This is a genomic window from Acinetobacter sp. YH12144 (assembly GCF_013418345.1).
Taxonomy (GTDB): Bacteria; Pseudomonadota; Gammaproteobacteria; order Pseudomonadales; family Moraxellaceae; genus Acinetobacter; species Acinetobacter amyesii.
Genome location: NZ_VPCD01000017.1, coordinates 1 through 23,765, shown reverse-complemented (window position 1 = coordinate 23,765; position 23,765 = coordinate 1). Strand labels below are relative to the sequence as shown.

The following is a 23,765-nucleotide window of genomic DNA, read 5'->3' as shown; positions in this document are numbered from 1 at the left end:
GGAGAAATTATGAAAAATAAAGCTTTGAAACTCACCACCCTCAGTATGTTGATGATCGGCGCTAGCCAATTCGTTCAAGCCGAAGATTCAATACGGAGTACTTTGCCAAAGTTCCAAGCCAAAGAAATACCTGCGCTGTGTGATGCCAAAATTCAGCAAGTGAAAACAGATTTAGCGGCATTTGAGCAAAAAAAGATAAAAAATAATGCAAAAGCAGCACCTGTTTTGGCGGAGTGGGATCAAATTTTTGCCAAATTTGAAGATTTTTATGGACCAATCGGACTATATAGCAACGTCGATCCTGATGAGGTTTTACGTAAGGCTGCGGAAGATTGTGAAATTAAAATTATGGAGTTTCAAACTTCGGTTTATCAAAATCCAAAACTTTATGAGCAAATTAAAAAACTCAAAACCAATGACGAAATTGATAAAAAAATGCGTCAAGACATCTTGGATGGTTTTGAAAATACAGGGGTACAATTTACACCTGAAAAACGTGCTCGTTTGAAAGCTATCTTTGATGAATTAGCAAAAATTGAACAAGAATATGCGCGTAATGTACGAGATAATAAAGAAAAACTGGAGTTTACACCGGCGGAGTTGAAAGGCTTGCCAGACAGCTATATTTCGGGCTTAAAGAAAAATGAAAAGGGCAATTATTTGCTCGGTTTTGAATACCCAGAATACCGTCCATTTATGGAACTCGCAGAAAGCGATGATGCGCGTAAGCGTTACCAAACTGCATTCACGCGTCGTGGTACTGAGAAAAACTTAGTATTGTTAAAGCAAGCAATGGATTTACGTTATGAAATTGCGCAGCTCTTTGGCAAAAAAAGCTATGCCGAATGGGTGTTGCAACACCGTATGGCAAAAGACCCTGAAACAGTGAATAAGTTCTTAGCCGATGTTCATCAAACGGTGGCACCTTTAGAGAAAAAAGAAGTTGAGACTTTACGTGAGTTCAAAGCGAAAAGCCTGAAAATTCCACTCGAAAAAGCTGAAATCAATCGCTGGAGTGAGAGTTACTGGAGTGAAAAACTTCGCAAAGAAAAGTATCAAATCGATCAAGAAAAATTGCGTGACTATTTCCCAACCCAAGCATCTCAAGAATGGATTTTTGCCATTTCATCTGACCTTTATGGCATTGAATTTAAGCCTGCGAAAGTCGATGTTTGGCAGTCAGAAGTTGAATATTACGATGTAAAAGATAAAAAGACCGGTGAGTTGCTTGGTGGTTTATATATCGATAAATACCCACGTGAAGGGAAGTATGGTCATGCGGCTGTTTGGGGCGTAAAAGGTGGTAGTACCTTGACTAAGCGTAAACCAATTTCTGCTTTGGTGACTAATTTTAACCGTAAAGGTCTAAATAGTGATGAACTTGAAACCTTTGTTCATGAGTTTGGTCATGCTTTACACGGTATTTTGTCCAATACACGCTATGCATCCCAATCGGGGACTTCAGTAGAGCGCGACTTTGTAGAAGCACCTTCACAAATGTATGAAGAATGGGCGCGTCGTAAAGAAACTTTATCTACACTCGCAAATTACTGTAATCCAGCGTGTCCACCTGTAGATGATGCACTGATTAATAAATTAAAAGCAGTTCATAGCTATGGACGTGGTTTGCATTATGCACGTCAAGCCTTGTATGCAAAATATGATATGGCACTTCACTCATCAGATGCTTTGAGTGTTAAACCTTTAGATGTCTGGAAGAAAATGGAAGGCGAGACAGCTTTAGGCTATGTCCCAAGCACTGAATTCCCAGGACAATTCAACCATATCATGGGCGGTTACCAAGTTGGCTATTATGGCTATATGTGGTCTGAAGTGATGGCACTCGATATGTTGTCTGCTTTCGGAGATAACCTAAATAACCCTGAAGTGGGACAACGCTACCGTAAAACGATCTTGTCGCAAGGTGGTCAATATGAAGCAGAAAAATTGGTACATGATTTCTTAGGTCGTAAACCTGATAACAAAGCTTTCTTTGATGAAATTACTGGACAACGAGTGAAGTAAGGACAACTTTATGCTGGCATATATCATACGGCGTATATGGCAGATGATCCCAACGATGTTGGGGGTTGTTCTGCTCATATTCTTCTTATTTAATTGGGTAGGTGGGGACCCTGCTTATATTTTAGCAGGCAAAATGTCGAACCCAGAGCAAATTGAAAACATCCGTCAACAGTTGGGGGTTGATCAACCCTACTATGTCCAATTGTGGATCTTCATTAAGCAGATTTTAACTTTTGATTATGGAATGAGTTGGAGTACAGGTGAGTCGGTGTCAGATATTATTTTGACCCGTCTAGGACCATCACTGACGATTTTAATTCCTTTAACTATTTTGCAAACGATCATTTCAATTGGTTTGGCACTTGCTGTGGCTTCAGTTCGTGGCACATTAACCGATCGTATGATTATGATGCTTTGTACGATTGGTATGTCGATCAGTATTTTGGTTTATATTATTGTTTTTCAATATGTTTTTGCATATCAGTTGAGTTGGTTTCCGGTTCAAGGCTGGAGTGATCACTTTAGCGAAAACTTATTTAAATACGGTTTATTGCCTATCTTAATTATGTTGGTGGTAAGTATTGCGCCAACTTTGCGCTTATACCGCAGTTTTGTATTGGATGAAGTCAATCAAGACTATGTTCGAACTGCGCGCGCAAAAGGTGTGGGTGAAAGCCGTATTTTAGGTGTACATGTACTGCGTAACGCCTCAATTCCAATTATTACCGATGTCATGTCGAGTCTACCGGCACTGCTGATAGGCGCTTTCCTGATTGAACGATTCTTTGGTATTCCGGGTATTGGTCGTGAAGTCATTATTGCTGTTGAACGCAGTGACTTCCCTGTCATTAAGGCGATTACAGTCTACGTTGCAGCGGCTACAATGATTTTTAACTTAATCGCGGATTTGATTTATAAACTTGTCGATCCTCGCGTTCAGTTGAAGTAGGTGGCCTATGCTAGGAATATTCAATAAGACCAAAGCAACGGCATCAACACCTGCATCGACTGGCTTGTGGAAGTTGGCGATGCGACGCCTAAAGGCCGATAAATTAGCGATGGTGTCGTTGTTCGTTGTACTGTGCTATTTCGTGGTGTTGCTATTGTCGATGACAGGCGTGGTTGCATCCAATTGGAATAAAGAAGTGGCAGTTAGTTATGCACCTCCAAGTTTTATTGGGGCGGAACTCAATGAAACAGCCAAAACCAAAGCATCAGCAGAAGATATGGCATTGCCTGAAAATCCTGTTGATCCTTTAAAGGATGTAATTGCTGAACTGAATGCAGAGATTGCGACTGAGCAAGGTGGTGCCAATGCAATTGACTACTATGGCGTTGTCGATCCATTAGCAGAAGATATGAAGGCGATTGATCAGCAATTGGGTGGTCATTTGTTAGATCAACAAAGCGAGCTAAAACAAACTTTACCGTTTGGTGCGGATAAATGGGGGCAGGATGTCCTGCAAAAAACCATTAAGGGTGCTGAAACATCTATTATTGTTGGCGTGGTAGCTGCATTACTTGCTGTCGTGATTGGGACAATTTTAGGGGCAATTTCTGGCTACTTTGGTGGTTGGGTTGATGATATTTTAAACTGGTTCTATAACATTTTTACCTCGATTCCGTATTTGCTCTTGGTTCTTGCGATTGCTGCTGTACTACAGCAAAAGGGGATCTTATCGATTGTCCTCATTCTAGGGCTTACTGGATGGACGGGGGTGTATCGTCTGATTCGCGCAGAGTATATGAAACATACTTCGCGTGAATATGTACTCGCTGCCAAAGCGATAGGGGTGAGTCATTTCCGACGCATCTTTGTGCATATCTTTCCGAACGTCAGTCATATTGCATTGGTGCAAATCTCGATTTTAGTGGTGGCCTTTATTAAGTCAGAAGTGATTTTGAGCTTCTTGGGATTTGGTGTTCCTGTTGGGGTTGTGTCATGGGGAAGTATGCTTAATGAAGCACAAAGTGAATTGATTTTAGGTAAATGGTGGCAACTTATCGCAGCATCTGTAGCGATGGCGGTTTTGGTTACGGCATTTTCAATGTTTACTGATGCATTGCGTGATGCATTAGATCCAAAATTGAAATAAGGAGGAGTAAAGGATGACGGAACAAAATCAAACTGTTAAACCAACGCTCCTCAGTGTTCAAAACCTGAAAGTGAGCTTTAAAGCTGAAGATAAAAGTTATATCGAAACGGTCAAAGGAATATCTTTTGACATTCCTGCCAATACAACTGTGGCGCTTGTGGGAGAATCTGGCAGTGGCAAGTCGGTGACCTCGTTGGCAACCATGGGGCTGTTGCCACGTGATCAAAGCCGTATAGATACGAGCAGTAAAATAGTTTTTGAAGGGCAGGATTTACTGAGTCTGTCACCAAGAGAAATGCGCAATATCTGCGGTAAAGATATTGCGATGATTTTTCAGGAACCGATGTCGTCACTCAATCCTGTCTTTACGGTGGGTGATCAAATTGCAGAAGTATTACGACTTCATCTAGGTATGGGACGTAAGCAGGCAAGAGCACGGACTTTGGAATTATTGAAGGAAGTGGGTATTCCTTCTCCTGAAACGAAAATTGATGCCTATCCTAGCCAAATGTCAGGTGGCCAACAACAGCGGGTCATGATTGCTATGGCAATTGCATGTGAGCCGAAGTTATTGATTGCAGATGAGCCAACCACAGCACTTGATGTGACGATTCAAAAGCAAATTTTAGATTTACTCGAAGCCTTGCAAAAGAAACGTGAGATGTCGATGCTGTTCATTACACATGATTTAGCATTGGTAAGTGAAATTGCCGATCAGGTGATTGTCATGCGTCATGGAGAAATCCGTGAACAAGGCTTGGTCAATGAAGTGCTGGATCATCCTAAAGATATTTACACACGCGCTTTGCTCAAGTGCCGTCCTCAGATGTCTGAGCGTCCTTATAAATTGCCAATGATCAGTGATTTTATGCGTCAAAATGGTGATGAGCTGATTGAGGATGTGCATTTATCTGAGGAAACCCGTAGACAACGAACGCGTGGTCTTACGGGTAACGAACAGATTATTTTAGATGTCAAAGACCTGAAAAAATCTTTTTATAGCCGCAAGGGTTTATTTGGTAAGGATGAATATCAGGCGGTCAAAGGTGTCTCGTTTCAACTGGCGAAAGGTAAAACGCTCGGGTTGGTTGGAGAGTCTGGCTCAGGTAAAACCACAATCGGCCTTTTACTGATGCGTCTACAGGAAGCGACAGGTGGTCAGGCGCTGTTTGAAGGTCATGATATTTTGGCGATGAGCGAAAAAGAATTTACCCAATATCAGCGCAAAATACAGATCATTTTCCAAAACCCATATGCTTCACTTAATCCACGTTTTACTGTGGGTCAAATTCTGATGGAGCCGATGCAAGTGCATCAGATTGGGAAGGATGATGCAGAACGAGAGCAAATGGCGTTTGATTTACTTGAACGTGTCAGTTTGCCTGCACAAGCATTTTATCGCTATCCACATGAGTTTTCTGGTGGTCAGCGTCAACGTATTGCCATTGCACGATGCTTGACCTTAAAGCCAGAAATTTTGATCTGTGATGAGTCTGTCTCTGCATTAGATGTTTCGGTTCAAGCCCAAGTTCTGAATTTATTGCAAGACTTACAAGATGAGTTTGGTTTGAGCTATATCTTTATTTCACATGATTTATCTGTAGTGAAATATATTTCTGACCAAATCATGGTGATGAACCATGGTGATATCGTTGAAATTGCAAACTCGGATGAGTTGTATAGATCGCCGCAGCATGAATATACCAAGCGTTTGCTGAGTGCGATTCCACAAACCACTGAACAATTTGCTTAGTAATCATAAAAAAACCGCTCAAATGAGCGGTTTTTTTATACTTAAGAAATTAAAATTTCTTAAAGCCTTTGTTGTTTCCGCTAAATGCGCGACTTGGCACAGAGTCATTACGACGCTCACGATTGCCAAAATTGTCGTTACGACGTTCACGGTTACCGAAGTTTTCACTGTTGCGATCATTACGGTTATTGTTGAACCCTTCGTTGCGACGCTCTGAACGGTTAAATCCATTGCCTTGGAAAACACCTTCAGTACGACCAGTACGACGTTCGCCACGGTTGTCTTGATAACCATTGCTTTGTTGTGGCTGGTTTTCGTCACTGTCACGACGTTGTTGGCGTAAGTAACCACCACGACGTGCTGCCATTGGTTTATCTTGCATACGTTCAGTACGACGTTTCGCCATACCAAACAGGCCAGTACCTTGACGTGGTTTAAGCTCAACGGACTTGGTTAAGTTGTCGATATCTTGTTTATCTAGCTCGATCCAGCGACCAGTACGTAGTTCGCGTGGCAGAATTACTGAACCATAACGTGTACGTAAAAGACGGCTCACTTTTAAGCCTTGAGATTCGAAAATACGACGAACTTCGCGGTTACGACCTTCTTTTACGACCACTTGATACCAACGGTTAATACCGTCACCACCAATTTCAGAGAATGACTCAAATTTTGCAGGGCCATCATCTAAAACAACGCCTTGTAACATGTTGTTTTTTAACTGAGGAGTGACTTCACCCATGACACGAACGGCATATTCACGTTCGATTTCGCTAGAAGGGTGCATTAAACGGTTCGCCAGTTCACCATCATTTGTGAACAGCAATAGACCTGTAGAGTTGATATCTAGACGACCTACCATTACCCAGCGATCACCGGTAATTTGAGGTAATTGTTCAAATACCGTTGGACGGTTTTCAGGGTCATTGCGTGAACAAATTTCGCCTTCTGGTTTATAGTAAATCAACACACGGCGACGAATTTCGTCTTCAATTTGGAACTGAACTTTACGACCATCGATGCGAAGCTCATCACCCGGTTCAATACGTTCACCCACTTGGGCAACTTGCCCATTTACGCTCACACGACCAGCGGCAATGACTTCTTCCATATAACGGCGAGAACCCAAACCAACGCGTGCGAGCACCTTTTGCAATTTTTCACTCATGACAGCATAACCTTAGAAATTATCATCAACAGTTCACCTATTTATGACTTCGGTGCATTCGCATCGAGGGCCATAAAAGCTTCCTTGGCATCCTGCAGGGGAGGCAATTGGCCCAAAGAGGTTAGACCAAAAGCATTTAAAAATTGAGGCGTTGTAACTAACAACGCGGGTCGTCCTGGGAGTTCACGAAAACCAGATTCTTTAATCCAGTTCCAGTCAAATAACGTACGTAAAATTTGACTATTGTTGGTCACCCCACGGATTTGCTCAATATCTGCGCGGGTTACCGGTTGATGGTAAGCAATGACAGAAAGAGTTTCGAGCAAGGATGGCGATAAACGAGTTGGTCGTTCAGGCCAGGTCTGTGCAATAATATTACGATATTTTGCACGTACTTGAAAACGGAAACCTTGAGCGGTTTCAACAAGTTCAATTGATCTGCCGTGTTGCAGCATTGAAAGTTGCTGCAAATATTGGCGTAATTCAGTTTTACTGAAACGGTCTTGGAAAGCCTCTTTTAAACGGGCAATACTCACTGCCGCTTCACTGGCAAAAATAATGGCTTCAAGCTGCATCAAAATTTCATGCAGATTATCTTCTGAAGTCACCGCAGTCATTTGTTTAAGTTCAGTGTTCATGCACGTGCTCCCTGAATTGCAAGCGGTGCTTCTACACCTGATGCGACAATTTGAACTTTTTGTTGGCGTGTCAGTTCCAATACGGCCATAAATGTCACGACAACACCCATGCGGCCTTGGCTTGGTTTGAGTAAGTCCGCAAAGTCTAATACTTCACCTGACTCAAGCTTAGTTTCAATATAAGCAATACGTTCTTCGAGTAAGACAGGTTCTTGTAAAATTTGGTGGGTAACCGGTTCTGGTCGATTAAAGACACAGAGTATGGCATCACGAAGTAATTGAATGTCATAGCCATCATTGGTTTCGACTATTGTTCCTAAACTGACATTGGTATCGAATGTATCTCGATCCAACACTGACATTTGACCTAATCTTTCCGAAGCTTGTTTGATGCGCAAATACGTTTCTAAACGGTCAATCAATTCTTGTTTAGGATCTTGTTCATGTGCCGCGGTCGATTTAGGTTTTGGCAATAATAGACGCGATTTTAAATCGGCCAATAGGGCTGCCATCACCATATAGTCTGCGGTTAATTCAATATCTAGGGATTTCATTGCATCCATATAAGACAAATATTGGGATGCAATCGGGGCAATATCGACTTGTAATAAGTCGAAGCCATTTTTTTGAATCAGGTAAATCAGAAAGTCGAGTGGTCCTTCGAAATGCTCTAATAGAATTTCAAATGCAGCGGGTGGAATGTACAAATCTTCTGGAATAGCTTCTTGCCACTCATCCAAAACGCGAATGTGTGGAGCATCTTCCATAGAATTATGGACAGTTTGGTTCATTGCAATTATAGGCCACGCGAATTTTCAAAGGCATGCAGACAGCTTTCGCTTCGATCTCACATCGAAAGTAAAAGCACAAAAGTTATAGGGAATAGTGTAATGGAAAAATGCGTTTAAAGAAATTACTGAACGGTTGAATTGGGTAAAAAACTTAAAATTTATAGGGAATAGGCTTTATTTATACACATGTAAAATTTTAAAGCTGTGATATCGATCACATCTTGTGTTAATTGTAAAAAATACACTCATCAATCAATGAACTCATTTAAGCTGTGATATCTGGGTGATGGGCGTCCAGCATGAAATGATTTGAATGAATTGACTAAAAGAATATTTGCTATGCCACAACAATATAATCAATGGGGTCAGGCCGTAGGGATGACGTTGGCGCAGTTTGAACCTTGCCAGTTCAGATGTAAAACTGAAGTGGGGCAATCTGTTCGGCTTATTCCGATGTTGCCCGATCAGCTTGATGACAGTTTTTTACAGCGGCTATGGTTGACTGTCCAACAAGAACCGGATGAACGCTGTTGGACGTATTTGCCTTATTGTCAAATTCAAAGCATGCAGCAATTGCGTGATTATTTTCAGCAATCCTTTCATTTTGCGGGTTCGATGCATTATGTCATTGAGGTTGGTGAAGCCGTTGTGGGGTGGATTGGTTTGCTCAATGTACGCCCAGCACATGCCGTCATCGAAATTGGTAATGTCTATTTTTCAAGTTTAATGAAGCAATCAACCGCAGCAACAGAAACCATTTATCTATTGTTAAAAGCGTGCTTTGCAGCAGGTTATCGACGGGTAGAGTGGAAGTGTGATGACTTGAACACGCCGTCGAAAAATGCTGCTTTACGTTTTGGCTTTCAATTTGAAGGGCTGTTTCGTCAGCATGTTGTTGTGAAAGGTCGTAATCGTAATACCGCTTGGTTTGCGATGTTAGATCAGGATTGGCCAATGTTGTCTCAAGCTTACGTAGCTTGGCTCGATACAAACAACTTTGATGAGCAGGGGCAACAAAAAATTCATTTAAAGGAATTTATGCAGCTTTATAGCGCTTGAGCAGAAACCACTATCAATGCTTTGAGCCTGTTAGTCATATCTTTTGTTCAAGTGCAAATTCGATAATGTGTTGGCACTGCGCTTGCGAGCAGAGATTTTGACTTGATCGGTGTTTAAATAGTGATTTGACCGTTGATGCATGCAGAAAGTAAGAAAAAGCCTGCGGCTGTGTTGTCGCTATTGGTGAAATTGAATTTTTATCTATTGCCCTCAGTTGAGCCGTGGATTCTAAAGTCCAAGGCTCAGTGGCATAAATGGCAAGATGATTGAGACTGTTTTGCTCGGAGACTCTGAGGTCTGTCGCATTTTGGAGCTTGAGTAGAATTTGAAATAAAGTCATCAGGTTGATTCCTTTATCGAAAGGTGCTTTAACCGCGTTTTGAACCGATGTATTTAACAGTACATGTTATTCAAATGCACTGACATCACCGACACCACGGCGAATCACTTCAGGGTATTCACCTGCAAGGTTTACAACGCTAGTGGTATTTAAAGTACCTAAGCCGCCATCAATTAATACATCTATTCGTTTGCCGATTTGCAGTTCAATTTCGTAAGGATCATCAATCGGTTCTTTTTGACCCGGTAAAATTAAGGTCGATGTTAATAACGGCTCACCGAGTTCTTTGAGTAATAATTGGCAAATTGGGTTGCTCGGAATGCGTAGTCCAATGGTTTTCTTTTTAGGATGCATTAAACGGCGAGGAACTTCACTGGTCGCAGGCAAAATAAAGGTAGTGACCGCAGGGGTGTTATTTTTCAATAAACGATACATGGCATTATCGACTTTGGCATAAGTGGCAATGTCAGATAAATCTGCACAAATAATCGCATATTGATGTTTAGCATCGAGCTGACGAATTTGGGCAATGCGTTCCATGGCATTTTTGTTCCCAATTTGGCAACCGATGGCATAGGCGGCATCTGTAGGGTAAACCACCACATCGCCGGCACGAATCCGTTCAACGGCTTGCGTAATTAAACGGGGCTGAGGATTTTCCGGATGTATTCTTAAATGCAACATGTCGTTTTCCTCTTATTATTAAAAGCTCTAGACATTATGTCGCGGTCTATTTGCTTTGTGCAATGTGAAATGCAGTCAAATTGTATAATTTAATCAAGCATTTCACGTTGAAATTCATTCGCCTGTAACATTTTGCCAGCACGTGTACAGTGGCAAATGCATTGGATAAAGCGCCAAGCATCGCGTGGAAGTTTGGCTTCGCCCTTAAAATAAGCCTGTAATTGTGCATAGACATTATCTTTAAAGCTACTGCCATCACCGCCTTCACCAGTAAGGTTATCAAGTGAGACACGAAATTTACGTCCAAAGGCTTTGGCAAATAACCATTCGATCGCTTGCGGCTTAATTTCTACCTGTTCAAAGAGGGCTTGTTGCTCTTTACTACGACCATCAGGTGCATACCAATAGCCTAAATCGGGAAGTAAACGACGTTGATCACCAGCAATAGTCCAATGACTAATTTCATGCAAGGCGCTATTGAAATAACCATGAGCAAATTGAATACGGGCAGGGCCGTTTGAATCAGCAGGAAAGTATTCGGGCTCAAAGTCACCTTTCACTAAGCTCACATTCAGGTGGGAAAACCAATGATTAAAGTGTAAGATGAGCCATTCGACGTGTTCTGTTTCTGTGGAAAGTTTCTCCCAAGCCGAGAGTTGCACTTGGTCGGTTGAAATGTCAGAATCAAGCGTTGAAATTGTGCTCATAAGTGATGAAACATTCACTTCTGTTTGCGGCTGCAACAGATGCATAACTTAAGTTACCCAAATGGTCTGTCTAAATAAGTACAAAATTGTATCTTAATCTTTGACAGAGTACTGATGAATTTGTAGAATTGCCGCCTTAATTATGTCAGCAAATACCTTTCCGGCACAGATTGAGCCGTTTAAATGGGCTGAACAGGGCTTTAAATGGTCAGGAACACTGCCATTATCTCGCTTTGTTCGTATTGCTCGTGAAGCTGTTGGATCAATTGATGATCAATTGATTAACATAGACTGTAAGCTATCAATGGATGCTTATCATCGCATTGTATGGCTAGATGGTCATGTTGAAACAAATGTTCCAATGGAATGCCAGCGTTGTCTGGATACTGTTGAGATTCCACTTGTTTTAAGTTTTCATCTAGCTCTTGTAGATGACGAGTCACTGATAGAGCGCTTGGATGAGGATGCTGATTTCATCGTTTTAGGTGAAAGTGAAGCAACAACCAAAGGTTCATATGATGCACCTGCGACTGCTGATTTACTCTCACTGATAGAGGATGAATTGTTATTGTTGATGCCTTTGTCACCTAAGCACGACGCTTGTGAACATAAGCATCAACCTGCCGCTGAAGAGCTTGTTGAAGAAAAACGGGACAACCCGTTTGATGTTTTGGCAGGTTTGAAGGGTAAACTTAACTAATTTTTGTGTTATACTCTTGAGTATAAGACAATCGAATTTGTTCTGATCCATTTTTTCGATCTTTGTAAGGAGCCATCATGGCCGTTCAGCAAAACCGTAAAAGTCGCTCTCGCCGTGACATGCGCCGTTCACATGACGCTTTAACCGAGAATGCATTAACTGTAGACCAAGCTACTGGCGAGACTCACCGTCGTCACCACGTATCTAAAGATGGTATCTACCGTGGTCGTCAATTATTCGCTAAAGCATCTGCTGAATAATTGGTGATGTATTAAGCGTCAAGCTTAGTAGAAAAAATGGGAGCGTTAAGCTCCCTTTTTTTGTACCGATTTTTTGTTGCATTTGGCAATTACCAAGACAAAAATTAAGTGTTAAATTTCCGTCCCTGAAACAAGCTTACATGGGATTGTGTTGAATAAATGTCCAAATAGCATAAATTCACCAGTCTTGATAAAGGATTTTTTTATGTCTGCTAAACAACTCGAGCAAGCAGCTCAAGCTACTAAAACTGCATTCGTGTTCCCAGGTCAAGGGTCACAGAAAGTCGGCATGCTCGCTGAACTTGCAGAACAGTTTAGTAGTGTGCAAGCAACATTTGCAGAAGCATCAGAAGCAGTTGGCTTTGATCTTTGGCAGATTGCGCAAAGTGGTGAAGGGTTAAACCAAACAGAATTTACTCAACCTGTACTACTGACGGCCAGTATTGCTTTATGGCGTGTGTGGTTGGAGTTAGGTGGTGTTGCACCGAAATACCTTGCAGGTCACTCATTAGGTGAATACAGCGCCTTGGTTGCTGCAGGTGCGATGAGCCTAGGTGATGCCGTTAAACTGGTGAACCTACGTGGTCAGTTAATGCAAAGTGCTGTACCTGAAGGTCAAGGTGCAATGGCGGCAATTTTGGGTCTAGATGATGCCAAAGTCATTGAACTTTGTGCTCAAGCAGAAGGCCCAGGTTCAGTAGATGCTGCAAACTACAATGCACAAGGTCAAGTTGTCATTGCTGGCGATAAAGCCATGGTTGAAGCGGTTATGGCTGCTGCTAAAGAAAATGGCGGTAAGGCAATCGCACTTCCGGTTTCTGTGCCATCGCATTGTGCATTGATGAAACCTGCTGCTGAACAGTTTGCGACAGCATTGGAACAAACTGCCATTGAGCTGCCTACTATACCTGTAATACAAAATGTAGGCGCTGAAATCGCGACTGATGTAGCGCAATTACGTCAGGCGTTAACTGCACAGTTATACCAATCTGTACAGTGGACAAAGACCATGCAGTATTTGCAAGACCAAGGTATTCAGTACATTGCTGAATGTGGTCCGGGTAATGTCCTTGCGAATCTCGCAAAACGTTTGCCAAATATTGAAAAAGCATTCCCACTCGACACGAAAGGTCGTATGGAAGATGCACTGAATGCCATTTTAGTGGCAGAAGGGAAAATTGCATGACACAAGAACGCAAAGTTGCTTTAGTAACAGGTGCGAGCCGAGGGATTGGAGCAGCCATCGCTCAGCAATTGATTCAAGACGGTTATTTTGTTGTAGGTACTGCAACTTCAGAAGCGGGTGCGGAAAAATTATCTGCTGCTTTTGCTGAAAATGGTGCGGGTAAAGTTCTAGATGTACGTGATGCAACTGCAATTGATGCATTGGTATCAGACATTGAGCAAAACTTTGGTTCTGTATTGGTTTTAGTGAACAATGCGGGTATTACCAAAGATAATTTGTTACTTCGTATGTCAGAAGATGATTGGGATGACATTCTCAACATTCATTTGAAAGCCGTTTATCGACTTTCTAAACGTGTTTTAAAGGGCATGACCAAAGCACGTTTTGGCCGAATTATTAATATTAGTTCTGTGGTTGCACATTTTGCTAACCCAGGACAAGCAAACTATTCTGCTGCAAAAGCAGGGATTGAGGCCTTTGGTCGCAGCCTTGCAAAAGAGATGGGAAGCCGCCAAATCACTGTAAATGCAGTGGCTCCGGGCTTTATTGCAACAGAAATGACAGAACAGTTAAGCGAAGAAATTCGTAAAAAGATGAGTGATCAAGTGGCTTTAAACCGTTTAGGTGAGCCGCAAGATATCGCAAATGCCGTAAGTTTTCTTGCTTCTGAAAAGGCAAGTTACATTACCGGAACTGTATTACATGTAAATGGTGGTTTATACATGAGCTAAGCGCTCAAGTATAAACTTTCAAAACGATTTAGATTCAATTAAACTAACGGCATTAAAAACGCCACAAGCAATGAGGAGAATTCCTGTGAGCGATATCGAACAACGCGTAAAACAAGCAGTAGCTGAACAACTTGGTCTTAAAGCAGACGAGATCAAAAACGAAGCTTCTTTCATGGATGACTTAGGTGCAGACTCTCTAGACCTAGTTGAATTAGTTATGTCTTTCGAAAACGATTTCGACATCACTATTCCTGATGAAGATTCAAACGAAATCACTACTGTACAATCTGCAATTGACTATGTTTCTAAGAAACTAGGTTAATTTTAGATTTCAGCGATGCTGATTTAAAAAGCCACCATTCGGTGGCTTTTTTTATGCTGAATATTTTGTTTTTACATTAGCTTACGTTTCTGTCACCAACAACAACTCAAAAGCGGTTATTTTTTAGCTATAAAAATAGAGTTTGAACAATAGTTAAATTATTTAAAACAGTAAAAACAACGGAGAAAAACATGGGTCTTTTTGATTTTGTAAAAGGAATTGGTAAAAAAAATACAGCGCCTGCAGAACCTCAGGCAGCGCCAGCAACACCTTCTGAACCATCTGCACAAGAAATTGCCAATAAGTTATTGGGTCATATCAAAGCACTGGGCTTACCTGTAACTGGCTTGTCTGTGAGTTATAACGGGACTTCAGATCTAGCAACAGTGAAAGGTCAGGTGCAAAGCCAAGCAGATCGTGAAAAGATTATCTTGGCGGTAGGGAATATTGATCATGTGGCGCAAGTGGATGATCAGTTGACTGTAGCAACGCCAGAACCAGAAAGTAAATTTTATACAGTTAAATCAGGCGATAATCTTTCTAAGATTTCTAAAGAATTTTATGGTGATGCAAATCAATACAATAAAATTTTTGAAGCAAACCGTCCTTTGCTAAAAAATGCCGATGACATTTTCCCAGGTCAGGTGCTTCGTATTCCTGCATAAATATTTGTGTTTAAAGTAAAAAAAGCCATCTTGTGATGGCTTTTTTTTGTATGCGTGAATGGTGAAGTTGAATATAATGCGGCTGAAATAATTCAAAATAAGAAATCAATGAAACAAAAAATCATCTTTATTTTCTTGCTGTTGCTTGCAGTTGTTGTGTGTTTTTGTCTTTGGTTGCGGTGGGATGAGCGTATTGATCCTCGGGTGCTCAAGTGGCAGCAGTCTGAAATTTCTTATCATTCAAATTACACACAAGAGCCGTATTTTAACTTGCTTGGGCTGAATGCCGCAGATCGGTTTTCGGCATTGAATGTTGGGCGCTATCGTTATCATCAAGATTGGGCATTTAGTTTGTTGGGGCAAGAGCATCAGAATGTATTGGGCCAGCCATTGAATGCGAAGCTAACACGTGAAAAGTGGTCAGAAGAACAGATGAATTTAGTTGCGGAGTTTCAGCAATTGCTGGTCGATGATCCTAAGGCAGCTAGCGCATTTGTTGTTGAGCATCATCAGGTGCTCGGTGCGCTGATACAGCAAGAAAAGGTGCCGTTGCAGCGCTTTAACACATGGTTGCAGCATGCAGACCAATACCGCAGTTTAAGTATGCCGAGCAATTCCGCATATCCAGACTTTAAGTATTTAAATCAGTTGGCGATCCTTTATCAGATCAATATTGCGTTAAATAAAGAGGATAAGCTGGATGCATATATGGCTGAATATCAAAGATTGCAGCAGATGCTTGAGCGCCCGATCTCATTGGTTGAAAGGATGCTGATTCAAAGCTGGCTGGCACGTTATGTTCGAATTATACGTAATGAGCAATTAAAGACTGGACAAGTTGTTTATTTAGAGCCTTTAAGTGCCAGTCAGTTAAGTTTGCGCTCAGCAGCGCAATTGGAAGCCTATGGCGTATATGCGGTGTTGAAGCAGGTGCAGCAATTATCGGACTGGAATACCTCGTTGATGTATTGGTTGTATTTGCCAAATCAAACTGCAAATCAATTGTTTAAGCAATATGAAGAGGCGGCACAGCTATCTGAGCTTTCTTATGATTCGTTTAGGATGCAGGCTGGTCAAAAACAGGGACAGTATTCATCTTGGCATATCAAAAACTATTTGGGCAATACTTTGTCCAATATAGAGTGGGTGCCTTGGGAGCGCTATGTACTTGCGGGGCACATTTTGAATGATCGAATTATGATTTTTAATTTGTTGAATCAGGGTGCGACTGATTTAATGCAGTTGAATCAAAATAGCCACGGTCGACGTTTCTTTAAGAAAGAGGGGATGTTGTGTGCTGAAGTGCCGTATCCGCGTGAGCAATTTAGAGCACACAATTGGAATATTTTAGATAGCTGTGTGCAGTTGTAGTTTTTGTATATAAACATTTTGATATAGAAATAAAAAAGCCCCAATGAGTAGGGGCTTTTTTTACAGTCGTTTAGAAGCTTGGCTTCACTACAACTAAAATGACAACCGCAAATAAAATCAAAGTGGGCATTTCATTAAAATAACGCCAGAATTTATGCGACTTATAATGTGCATTTTCGATAAGCTTTTTACGGTAATAACCACAAACAAAATGATAAATCACCAATAGTCCAACCAATCCAACTTTTAAATAGAACCAAAGCGCTTCATGGTAGTGTCGTGTTGCATCGCCCCAATCGACGAGGAAGTGCGCCGTGATCAGTGTAGCAATCATAGCGGGCCACATAATGCCGCGGTATAGCTTACGTTCCATGATTTGAAAGCGCTGATGACTCGTAGCATCATCACTCATAGCATGGTAGACATAAAGGCGAGGGAGATAGAATAGCGCTGCGAACCAGCAAACAACTGCGATGATATGCAATGCTTTTACCCAGAGGAAAGCATCTGATGGAGCATCCATATATTAACCCTTAAAAGGGCGGTGGGTATGTGCTTTGGCACCGAAGCGCCAAAGCAGCAAACTTTATATTATGCTTCCCATTTTTTGAAAACGAGGCAAGCGTTTACACCGCCAAAACCAAAACTGTTACTCATCACAGTATTCAATTTTGCATCACGTTTTTCAAGTACGATATCAAAAGGTTTTGCACCTTCGTCAAGTTCAGTCACGTTGATATTTGGTGCTATAAAGTCATTTTGCATCATTAAAATAGAGTAAATCGCTTCTTGTACACCTGCAGCACCCAGACTGTGACCGGTCATCGATTTGGTCGAGCTGAGCGGAGGAACTTGCCCTTCACCGAAAGCACGCTCCATCGCTTTAAGTTCAGTGACATCGCCTGCCGGAGTAGATGTACCGTGTGTATTAACATAGTCGATGGTATCTACACCATGTTGTTTAGCTTCTTCTAAAGCCATAAGGATACAACGCGTCGCACCTTCGCCCGATGGTGCAACCATGTCAGCGCCGTCAGAATTTGCTGCATAGCCGACAACTTCAGCCAAAATGTTTGCACCACGTGCTTGAGCATGTTCAAGTGACTCTAGTACAACGAAGCCACCGCCGCCAGCGATCACGAAACCGTCACGGTCAGCAGAGTAAGGGCGTGAAGCAGTCTCTGGAGTGTCGTTATATTTTGAACAAAGTGCGCCCATTGCATCAAATAAAAGACTTTGTGACCAATGGTCTTCTTCACCACCACCGGCAAGCATTAAGTCTTGTTTGCCTAATTGAATCAAATTGTATGCATAACCAATGGCATCTGCAGATGTTGCACATGCGCTAGTAATGGTGTGTGCAATACCTTGCATTTTAAATGCAACACCCACGTTTGCAGTAATGGTGTTGGTCATATTACGTGGTACAAAGAATGGACCAACTTTACGTGCACCTTTGGTGTCTAGAAGTTCTTTCATTTCAACAACAGATGCAGTTGAACCACCACCTGACCCACCCGCAATACCGTAACGTGGATTACCACCGATTTGTTCTGCTGTTAAGCCTGCATTTTCTACCGCAGCCAAAGCTGAGTTGTATGCATACATTGCGCATACGCCCATAAAGCGTTTTAAACGGCGGTCAATACCGTCAAAGTTTTGTTCTGCAGCCGCACTGACATGACTTTTAAAATTAAGTTCAGCATAACTTGGGTTGAAACGTGTTCCAGAAATCCCGTTTTGCAAAGAATGAGTGACATCTTCTAATGTATTACCAATGCATGAGTTGATGCCCATACCAGTGATTACAACACGTTTCATCTACAGATCCTTTATAGGTAGTGTGTGAGCAAGCTATAGAAAGTATACGAAGGAAACTTTCTAAATAGGCGAACTCATATAATTTGATTGGAATAATGATAGCAGAAAGCTTTTTGAATTCTTATGGCAAATCCTATGCCTATTGTTGACTGAGCTAATTTGCAACTTTGCAGCAAAAAACTTAACTTAAAGATACATATTCAAGTTGTGATAAAGTTTGACTACACCTAGTATTTATCAATAATTTCAAGAATAGTTTTAATGAGGTAGGGAATGGTGAAAACGAATAATAAACCAACGGCAGGTCTACTCTCAAACGCCTTTGGAGTGGCTAAAAAGTTCAGTTCTACTGGGGTGTCCATCATTAATCATGTCGCACCCGAATCCGTAACTAAGGTCATTCAACCTCAAAAAAATGGTCAAACCTTGGAGGGGCAGTCAAGGCAAGCGGGCGTATTTGATGTAAAAAAATATGATAATCCTCAGCAAATCTTACGTGAACACGTTCCAAATGTTTCTAGACAATTATTCGGTCGACATTTTAATACTGTAAATAATGTGGCTAATTTTGTTGCTCCTCAATTTAGTGACAAAATTTCTGATTATTTATTTGATCGACTTAATCATTTTAGTTCGGATATTTCATCTGTAGATGCAGTGCTTGATGAAGCTGGCGTACGTGATTTAGAAGAGTTGACACAAGATGTCGATCGTTCACGCCGCATTAGTCAGGCCTTAGGCGAGCAAAATAAATGGATTGCTTCAATTCAAGGGGCTTTAACAGGTGCGACAGGTGTTATTGGTTCAAGTATTGATATCCCTGCTTCACTGATTATGACTTTACGAGTGATTTATCAAGTTGGACGTTCTTATGGTTTCGACTTAAGTAAAGAAAGTGATCAAGATATTGTTCAGTTTATTTTTAAACAGGTCGACCTGAGTTTAATTGCAGAAAAACAAACTTTGCTTATGGCAATAAAAGCTCTGAGTAGTACGCTACAAAATAGTGATTTACATCAATTGCAGCAATTGATGGGTTCAGATACTGATGCAGCAGCATTGAAAAAATATGTACTAGATGAAAATGGTCAGTTTAAGTGGGCATGGCTCAATCAAATGCCAAAAGTTTCATTGTTAAATCAGCTATCACGATTATCTCCTGTGGCGAGCGTTGGTGTAAGTGTGGTGTATAGTCGCCGTTTAGTGGATGAAGTGAATCAGAAGGCACAGCAAGTCTTTTCTAATGCGCGCCAATATATTTTGCAGCATCAGGATATTAGCTTGTCACCTTTACATGCCTATGAGCGTTCTCTTGAGTTGCTTGCTCAAGCAACACCTAAATTACTAGAAGGTATTAAGGCGAAAGATATTGATTTGGCTGAGCCTGTACTAGATCAGACCATAGATGTTACAGGTCATGAGAGTATCCGCGCAGTAAAAGTCATCAAAAAAGCACAAGTTAAAAACTCTGATGCAGCCGAAGTGGAAGTAGAGCAGGAACAAAAAGTCTCAGAAGGTTTGGAAGCACTTGCGGAGAAAGTTGTTGAGCCTCATGCACCCGGGGCTGCGCAAAAACCTGTTTTAGCTGAAAAAGATGAGTTTGATGTGTTGGAATCTATACAGCAGGAGGATGTCCCAGCGGAAAAAGCTGCACCCAAAACTAAGCCGCGTAAAGCCAAAACAGCAGCCGTAGATAAAGTTACAAAAAAATCAGCAGATTCTTCTGAAAAATAAACTATTTATTTGTGGGTGAAAAATTGCGCAAATCACGATGAATAAATGTTTTCGATGATCGTATATTGTTGACCAATTTTAAGTCTTCGCTTACAATTGCATGCCCTCAAAAAGTAGTATTTTTTGGGGCTTTTTATTAACGGGAGAATTGCCAAATGGCAACAACAAATCAGTTGATCCGTAAGGGTCGTACAACTTTAGTTGAAAAATCTAAAGTTCCTGCGTTGAAGGCTTGTCCACAACGTCGTGGTGTTTGTACACGTGTTTACACAACTACACCTAAAAAACCTAACTCAGCAATGCGTAAAGTTTGCCGTGTTCGCTTAACTTCAGGTTTCGAAGTTTCTAGCTACATCGGTGGTGAAGGCCATAACCTACAAGAGCACAGTGTTGTTCTTATCCGTGGTGGTCGTGTTAAAGATTTACCGGGTGTACGTTACCATACCGTTCGTGGTTCTTTAGACTGTGCTGGTGTTAAAGATCGTAACCAGTCTCGTTCTAAATACGGTGCTAAACGTCCTAAGAAATAATCTGAAAAGATTAACTTCTTAGTTCGTTAGAACTGCAATCCTTTATCGTCTCGCTTGTCTGATTTCTGCATTTTTTGTGAAAATTCCAAGCGACGTATAGTAAGGCCAGCGAAAGCACATGACACTTTGTGCACCTGCTGGAGTAACCTGAAGTGTCATATTTATTAGGTGTATTAAAATGCCAAGACGTCGCGTAGTTGCTGCCCGTGAAATCCTTCCGGATCCTAAGTTCAGCAGCCAAACAATCGCTAAATTCATGAACCACGTAATGCAAGATGGTAAAAAATCTATTGCTGAAAGTATCGTTTACGGTGCTTTAGACCGCGTTCAAGAAAAATCTAAAGTAGACCCAGTTGAATTTTTCGAGACTACTCTTGAAAAAGTTCGTCCTATGGTCGAAGTAAAAGCACGCCGTGTTGGTGGTGCTACATACCAAGTGCCTATGGAAGTACGCCCATCCCGTCGTACTGCCTTGGCTATGCGTTGGTTAGTAGATGCTGCTGCTAAGCGTTCTGAAAAAACTATGGCTTTACGTCTTGCTGGTGAGTTGCTTGATGCAGCTGAAGGTAAAGGCGCAGCGATCAAAAAACGTGAAGATGTGCATCGTATGGCTGAAGCCAACAAAGCCTTCTCTCATTACCGTTTCTAAGCGGATAAAACAGCCCCTATTCAGGAGGGTGACAAATCAGTTGTCACTGTTTTGTCATCGAATCGCTTTAAGTTGCTATGCAGCTTAAAGCGTCCTGTTTTAAACAACAAAATTTAGGAATGCTAGAAATCATGGCTCGTCAAACCCCAATTTCTCGTTATCGTAACATTGGTATCTCTGCGCACATTGATGCTGGTAAAACTACCACTTCAGAACGTATTTTGTTCTACACAGGTGAGAGTCACAAACTTGGTGAAACTCACGAAGGTTCTGCAACTACAGACTGGATGGAACAAGAGCAAGAACGTGGTATTACTATTACCTCAGCGGCAGTAACATGCTTCTGGAAAGGGATGGGTAACCAATTCGAACAGCACCGTATTAACGTAATTGATACCCCAGGACACGTAGACTTCACTATTGAAGTTGAACGTTCTATGCGTGTTCTTGACGGTGCATGCATGGTTTACTGTGCTGTAGGTGGTGTACAACCTCAGTCTGAAACTGTATGGCGTCAAGCAAATAAATATAAAGTTCCACGTATTGCATTCGTGAACAAAATGGACCGTACTGGTGCGAACTTCTTCCGTGCTGTTGAACAAGTTAAAACACGTCTTGGTGGTAATCCAGTGCCAATCGTTGTTCCAATCGGTGCAGAAGAAAACTTCCAGGGTGTTGTTGACCTAATCGAAATGAAAGCGATTATCTGGGACGAAGCGTCTCAAGGTATGAAGTTTGAATATGGCGAAATCCCTGCTGAATTAGTTGAACTAGCTAACGAATGGCGTACTAACATGGTTGAAGCTGCTGCGGAAGCATCAGAAGAACTCATGGACAAGTACCTTGAAGAAGGTGAGTTAACTAAAGAAGAAATCGTTTCAGGTTTACGTGCACGTACATTGTTGAATGAAATTCAACCAATGCTATGTGGTTCAGCGTTCAAAAACAAAGGTGTTCAACGTATGTTGGATGCTGTAATTGAATTCTTACCTGCGCCGACTGATGTCGAGGCGATTAAAGGTATCCTTGACGACAAAGACGAAACTGAAGGTTCTCGTGAAGCGTCTGACGATGCTCCGTTCTCTGCGCTTGCGTTCAAAATCATGAACGACAAATTTGTAGGTAACTTAACATTCGTACGTGTTTACTCTGGTGTGCTTAAAGCAGGTAGCCCTTGCTATAACCCAGTTAAAATGAAGCGCGAACGTGTTGGCCGTATCGTACAGATGCACGCAAATGACCGTCACGATATTGAAGAAATTCGTGCGGGTGATATCGCAGCATGTGTAGGTCTTAAAGATACTACGACTGGTGATACATTATGTGATGAAAACAATGTAATTACACTAGAGCGTATGGAATTCCCAGAGCCAGTAATTGCGCTTGCGGTTGAGCCTAAAACTAAAGCTGACCAAGAAAAAATGTCTGTTGCTTTAGGTCGTTTGGCGAAAGAAGACCCTTCATTCCGCGTACGTACTGACGAAGAATCTGGTCAAACAATTATTGCTGGTATGGGTGAGCTTCACCTTGACATTATTGTTGACCGTATGAAGCGTGAATTCAACGTTGAAGCGAACATTGGTAAACCAATGGTAGCTTACCGTGAAACGATCAAAAAATCAGTTGAACAAGAAGGTAAGTTCGTACGTCAAACTGGTGGTAAAGGTAAGTTTGGTCACGTATACGTACGTTTAGAACCACTTGCTGAAGATGCTGGCAAAGATTACGAGTTCGCTGAAGAAGTTGTAGGTGGTGTAGTACCTAAAGAATTCTTCGGTGCGGTTGACAAAGGTATCCAAGAACGTATGAAGAATGGTGTCCTAGCTGGTTATCCAGTTGTTGGCATCAAAGCGACATTGTTCGATGGTTCTTACCATGACGTCGACTCTGACGAATTATCGTTCAAAATGGCTGGTTCTTACGCATTCCGTGACGGTTTCATGAAAGCAGATCCTATCTTGCTTGAACCTATCATGAAAGTTGAAGTAGAAACTCCAGAAGACTACATGGGCGATATCATGGGTGACTTAAACCGTCGTCGTGGTCTTGTTCAAGGTATGGACGATTTACCTGGTGGTACTAAAGCTATCCGTGCAGAAGTTCCACTTTCTGAGATGTTTGGTTACGCAACTCATATGCGTTCTATGTCTCAAGGTCGTGCAACTTATTCTATGGAATTCGCTAAATACGCTGAAACACCACGTAACGTGGCTGAAGGCATCATCGCTAAGTTCCAATCTGGCGGTAAAAAAGGTGACGACGAGTAATCTTTCGATTACTATAAGCCCAAACTAATTCATAGTTAAAAACCAAATGCTCATGCAGTATCCCTGCATGAGTAGTTTAAAAAGGAAGATCTCATGGCTAAGGCTAAGTTCGAACGTAATAAGCCACACGTTAACGTGGGTACAATCGGTCACGTTGACCATGGTAAAACGACTTTAACAGCTGCAATTGCAACTGTATGTGCAAAAAAATTCGGCGGTGAAGCGAAAGATTACGCTGCAATCGACTCTGCACCAGAAGAAAAAGCAC

General features: G+C 41.7%; 25 protein-coding genes. 17 read left to right on the top strand and 8 right to left on the bottom strand.

Features of this window, described 5'->3' with window-relative positions:
• The first annotated feature begins 9 nt into the window (after positions 1-9).
• The 4 genes from FTU79_RS11980 to FTU79_RS11965 are packed head-to-tail and all read left to right on the top strand — an operon-like array spanning position 10 to position 5,874.
• Positions 10-2,025, top strand: coding sequence for a M3 family metallopeptidase (locus FTU79_RS11980; RefSeq protein WP_180022668.1), 2,016 nt, complete (start codon positions 10-12; stop codon positions 2,023-2,025).
• Positions 2,026-2,035: 10 nt separating this feature from the next.
• Entirely contained in the window at positions 2,036-2,974 is a 939-nt protein-coding gene (locus FTU79_RS11975) for an ABC transporter permease (protein WP_078190067.1), read from the top strand.
• Between the two features lie 7 nt (positions 2,975-2,981).
• Positions 2,982-4,121, top strand: a complete 1,140-nt coding sequence (locus tag FTU79_RS11970) for an ABC transporter permease (RefSeq protein ID WP_078190066.1) — start codon at positions 2,982-2,984, stop codon at positions 4,119-4,121.
• Between the two features lie 13 nt (positions 4,122-4,134).
• Positions 4,135-5,874: an ABC transporter ATP-binding protein gene (locus FTU79_RS11965; RefSeq protein ID WP_180050247.1), complete on the top strand. Its 1,740-nt coding sequence runs from the start codon at positions 4,135-4,137 to the stop codon at positions 5,872-5,874.
• A 49-nt stretch (positions 5,875-5,923) separates the two neighbouring features.
• On the opposite strand, the gene rluB is transcribed toward FTU79_RS11965, so the two are convergent.
• Genes rluB through FTU79_RS11950 form a run of 3 tightly spaced genes read right to left on the bottom strand, consistent with a single transcriptional unit; the run spans position 5,924 to position 8,471 of the window.
• On the bottom strand, positions 5,924-7,042 hold the full coding sequence (gene rluB, locus FTU79_RS11960) for a 23S rRNA pseudouridine(2605) synthase RluB (protein WP_180005438.1): 1,119 nt from the start codon (positions 7,040-7,042) through the stop codon (positions 5,924-5,926).
• A gap of 41 nt (positions 7,043-7,083) precedes the next feature.
• A complete protein-coding gene (scpB, locus tag FTU79_RS11955; RefSeq protein WP_168379583.1) occupies positions 7,084-7,680 on the bottom strand; it encodes an SMC-Scp complex subunit ScpB in 597 nt (198 codons plus the stop codon).
• On the bottom strand, positions 7,677-8,471 hold the full coding sequence (locus FTU79_RS11950) for a ScpA family protein (RefSeq protein WP_180050243.1): 795 nt from the start codon (positions 8,469-8,471) through the stop codon (positions 7,677-7,679). The genes scpB and FTU79_RS11950 overlap by 4 nt, the downstream gene beginning before the upstream one ends.
• Positions 8,472-8,810: 339 nt before the next feature.
• Here FTU79_RS11950 and FTU79_RS11945 point away from each other — a divergent pair, with 339 nt between their 5' ends.
• Entirely contained in the window at positions 8,811-9,530 is a 720-nt protein-coding gene (locus tag FTU79_RS11945; protein ID WP_180050240.1) for a GNAT family N-acetyltransferase, read from the top strand.
• 34 nt (positions 9,531-9,564) lie between these two features.
• On the opposite strand, the gene FTU79_RS11940 is transcribed toward FTU79_RS11945, so the two are convergent.
• From FTU79_RS11940 to FTU79_RS11930, 3 genes are all read right to left on the bottom strand, one after another.
• Positions 9,565-9,870, bottom strand: a complete 306-nt coding sequence (locus tag FTU79_RS11940; protein ID WP_180050237.1) for a hypothetical protein — start codon at positions 9,868-9,870, stop codon at positions 9,565-9,567.
• 66 nt (positions 9,871-9,936) lie between these two features.
• Positions 9,937-10,554 (bottom strand): L-threonylcarbamoyladenylate synthase, encoded by a 618-nt coding sequence (locus FTU79_RS11935; protein WP_078190059.1) that lies wholly within the window; start codon positions 10,552-10,554, stop codon positions 9,937-9,939.
• Between the two features lie 89 nt (positions 10,555-10,643).
• The gene (locus tag FTU79_RS11930; protein ID WP_180011969.1) at positions 10,644-11,306 is read right to left on the bottom strand and encodes an elongation factor P hydroxylase; all 663 of its coding nucleotides are present in this window, start codon (positions 11,304-11,306) and stop codon (positions 10,644-10,646) included.
• Positions 11,307-11,403: 97 nt separating this feature from the next.
• Between FTU79_RS11930 and FTU79_RS11925 the strand changes: the two genes are divergently transcribed.
• From FTU79_RS11925 to FTU79_RS11895, 7 genes are all read left to right on the top strand, one after another.
• Positions 11,404-11,961 (top strand): DUF177 domain-containing protein, encoded by a 558-nt coding sequence (locus FTU79_RS11925; protein WP_078190057.1) that lies wholly within the window; start codon positions 11,404-11,406, stop codon positions 11,959-11,961.
• A 77-nt stretch (positions 11,962-12,038) separates the two neighbouring features.
• Positions 12,039-12,221 carry a 50S ribosomal protein L32 gene (gene rpmF / locus FTU79_RS11920; RefSeq protein ID WP_004279227.1) on the top strand — a complete coding sequence of 61 codons (183 nt, stop codon included), beginning with the start codon at positions 12,039-12,041 and terminating at the stop codon, positions 12,219-12,221.
• 205 nt (positions 12,222-12,426) lie between these two features.
• Positions 12,427-13,407: an ACP S-malonyltransferase gene (gene fabD / locus FTU79_RS11915; RefSeq protein WP_168379587.1), complete on the top strand. Its 981-nt coding sequence runs from the start codon at positions 12,427-12,429 to the stop codon at positions 13,405-13,407.
• On the top strand, positions 13,404-14,138 hold the full coding sequence (gene fabG, locus FTU79_RS11910; RefSeq protein WP_078190055.1) for a 3-oxoacyl-ACP reductase FabG: 735 nt from the start codon (positions 13,404-13,406) through the stop codon (positions 14,136-14,138). Before fabD ends, fabG begins: the two co-directional genes overlap by 4 nt.
• Before the next feature lie 85 nt (positions 14,139-14,223).
• Positions 14,224-14,460 carry an acyl carrier protein gene (acpP, locus tag FTU79_RS11905; protein ID WP_078190054.1) on the top strand — a complete coding sequence of 79 codons (237 nt, stop codon included), beginning with the start codon at positions 14,224-14,226 and terminating at the stop codon, positions 14,458-14,460.
• 191 nt (positions 14,461-14,651) lie between these two features.
• Positions 14,652-15,125, top strand: a complete 474-nt coding sequence (gene lysM / locus FTU79_RS11900) for a peptidoglycan-binding protein LysM (protein WP_180008199.1) — start codon at positions 14,652-14,654, stop codon at positions 15,123-15,125.
• 108 nt (positions 15,126-15,233) lie between these two features.
• On the top strand, positions 15,234-16,496 hold the full coding sequence (locus tag FTU79_RS11895; RefSeq protein WP_180050234.1) for a hypothetical protein: 1,263 nt from the start codon (positions 15,234-15,236) through the stop codon (positions 16,494-16,496).
• Positions 16,497-16,566: 70 nt separating this feature from the next.
• Here FTU79_RS11895 and hemJ read toward each other — a convergent pair whose 3' ends face one another.
• Together hemJ and FTU79_RS11885 are read right to left on the bottom strand one after the other, a co-directional pair.
• Positions 16,567-17,019 (bottom strand): protoporphyrinogen oxidase HemJ, encoded by a 453-nt coding sequence (gene hemJ / locus FTU79_RS11890; protein WP_180022661.1) that lies wholly within the window; start codon positions 17,017-17,019, stop codon positions 16,567-16,569.
• Positions 17,020-17,087: 68 nt separating this feature from the next.
• Positions 17,088-18,317 (bottom strand): beta-ketoacyl synthase N-terminal-like domain-containing protein, encoded by a 1,230-nt coding sequence (locus FTU79_RS11885; protein WP_111885033.1) that lies wholly within the window; start codon positions 18,315-18,317, stop codon positions 17,088-17,090.
• Positions 18,318-18,590: 273 nt separating this feature from the next.
• On the opposite strand from FTU79_RS11885, the gene FTU79_RS11880 reads away from it, so the two are divergent.
• The 5 genes from FTU79_RS11880 to FTU79_RS11860 all read left to right on the top strand — a co-directional run.
• Positions 18,591-20,051, top strand: a complete 1,461-nt coding sequence (locus FTU79_RS11880) for an EcsC family protein (protein ID WP_180050230.1) — start codon at positions 18,591-18,593, stop codon at positions 20,049-20,051.
• 155 nt (positions 20,052-20,206) lie between these two features.
• A complete protein-coding gene (gene rpsL, locus FTU79_RS11875; protein ID WP_000246374.1) occupies positions 20,207-20,581 on the top strand; it encodes a 30S ribosomal protein S12 in 375 nt (124 codons plus the stop codon).
• Positions 20,582-20,759: 178 nt separating this feature from the next.
• Positions 20,760-21,230, top strand: coding sequence for a 30S ribosomal protein S7 (rpsG, locus tag FTU79_RS11870; protein ID WP_005011815.1), 471 nt, complete (start codon positions 20,760-20,762; stop codon positions 21,228-21,230).
• A gap of 131 nt (positions 21,231-21,361) precedes the next feature.
• Positions 21,362-23,497 carry an elongation factor G gene (gene fusA / locus FTU79_RS11865; RefSeq protein ID WP_180004228.1) on the top strand — a complete coding sequence of 712 codons (2,136 nt, stop codon included), beginning with the start codon at positions 21,362-21,364 and terminating at the stop codon, positions 23,495-23,497.
• A gap of 93 nt (positions 23,498-23,590) precedes the next feature.
• Positions 23,591-23,765: GTP-binding protein (locus tag FTU79_RS11860; RefSeq protein WP_228154768.1), on the top strand; the 175-nt coding region annotated here is incomplete at its 3' end.

Coding starts and splice junctions, on each gene's coding strand:
- rluB (WP_180005438.1), bottom strand. CDS start 7,042: ATGAGTGAAAAATTGCAAAAGGTGCTCGCACGCGTTGGTTTGGGTTCT.
- FTU79_RS11975 (WP_078190067.1), top strand. CDS start 2,036: ATGCTGGCATATATCATACGGCGTATATGGCAGATGATCCCAACGATG.
- FTU79_RS11885 (WP_111885033.1), bottom strand. CDS start 18,317: ATGAAACGTGTTGTAATCACTGGTATGGGCATCAACTCATGCATTGGT.
- fabG (WP_078190055.1), top strand. CDS start 13,404: ATGACACAAGAACGCAAAGTTGCTTTAGTAACAGGTGCGAGCCGAGGG.
- FTU79_RS11930 (WP_180011969.1), bottom strand. CDS start 11,306: ATGCATCTGTTGCAGCCGCAAACAGAAGTGAATGTTTCATCACTTATG.
- FTU79_RS11940 (WP_180050237.1), bottom strand. CDS start 9,870: ATGACTTTATTTCAAATTCTACTCAAGCTCCAAAATGCGACAGACCTC.
- rpsG (WP_005011815.1), top strand. CDS start 20,760: ATGCCAAGACGTCGCGTAGTTGCTGCCCGTGAAATCCTTCCGGATCCT.
- rpsL (WP_000246374.1), top strand. CDS start 20,207: ATGGCAACAACAAATCAGTTGATCCGTAAGGGTCGTACAACTTTAGTT.
- FTU79_RS11970 (WP_078190066.1), top strand. CDS start 2,982: ATGCTAGGAATATTCAATAAGACCAAAGCAACGGCATCAACACCTGCA.
- FTU79_RS11925 (WP_078190057.1), top strand. CDS start 11,404: ATGTCAGCAAATACCTTTCCGGCACAGATTGAGCCGTTTAAATGGGCT.
- FTU79_RS11965 (WP_180050247.1), top strand. CDS start 4,135: ATGACGGAACAAAATCAAACTGTTAAACCAACGCTCCTCAGTGTTCAA.
- FTU79_RS11880 (WP_180050230.1), top strand. CDS start 18,591: ATGGTGAAAACGAATAATAAACCAACGGCAGGTCTACTCTCAAACGCC.
- FTU79_RS11895 (WP_180050234.1), top strand. CDS start 15,234: ATGAAACAAAAAATCATCTTTATTTTCTTGCTGTTGCTTGCAGTTGTT.
- scpB (WP_168379583.1), bottom strand. CDS start 7,680: ATGAACACTGAACTTAAACAAATGACTGCGGTGACTTCAGAAGATAAT.
- rpmF (WP_004279227.1), top strand. CDS start 12,039: ATGGCCGTTCAGCAAAACCGTAAAAGTCGCTCTCGCCGTGACATGCGC.
- FTU79_RS11950 (WP_180050243.1), bottom strand. CDS start 8,471: ATGAACCAAACTGTCCATAATTCTATGGAAGATGCTCCACACATTCGC.
- lysM (WP_180008199.1), top strand. CDS start 14,652: ATGGGTCTTTTTGATTTTGTAAAAGGAATTGGTAAAAAAAATACAGCG.
- FTU79_RS11935 (WP_078190059.1), bottom strand. CDS start 10,554: ATGTTGCATTTAAGAATACATCCGGAAAATCCTCAGCCCCGTTTAATT.
- FTU79_RS11980 (WP_180022668.1), top strand. CDS start 10: ATGAAAAATAAAGCTTTGAAACTCACCACCCTCAGTATGTTGATGATC.
- fusA (WP_180004228.1), top strand. CDS start 21,362: ATGGCTCGTCAAACCCCAATTTCTCGTTATCGTAACATTGGTATCTCT.
- hemJ (WP_180022661.1), bottom strand. CDS start 17,019: ATGGATGCTCCATCAGATGCTTTCCTCTGGGTAAAAGCATTGCATATC.
- fabD (WP_168379587.1), top strand. CDS start 12,427: ATGTCTGCTAAACAACTCGAGCAAGCAGCTCAAGCTACTAAAACTGCA.
- FTU79_RS11945 (WP_180050240.1), top strand. CDS start 8,811: ATGCCACAACAATATAATCAATGGGGTCAGGCCGTAGGGATGACGTTG.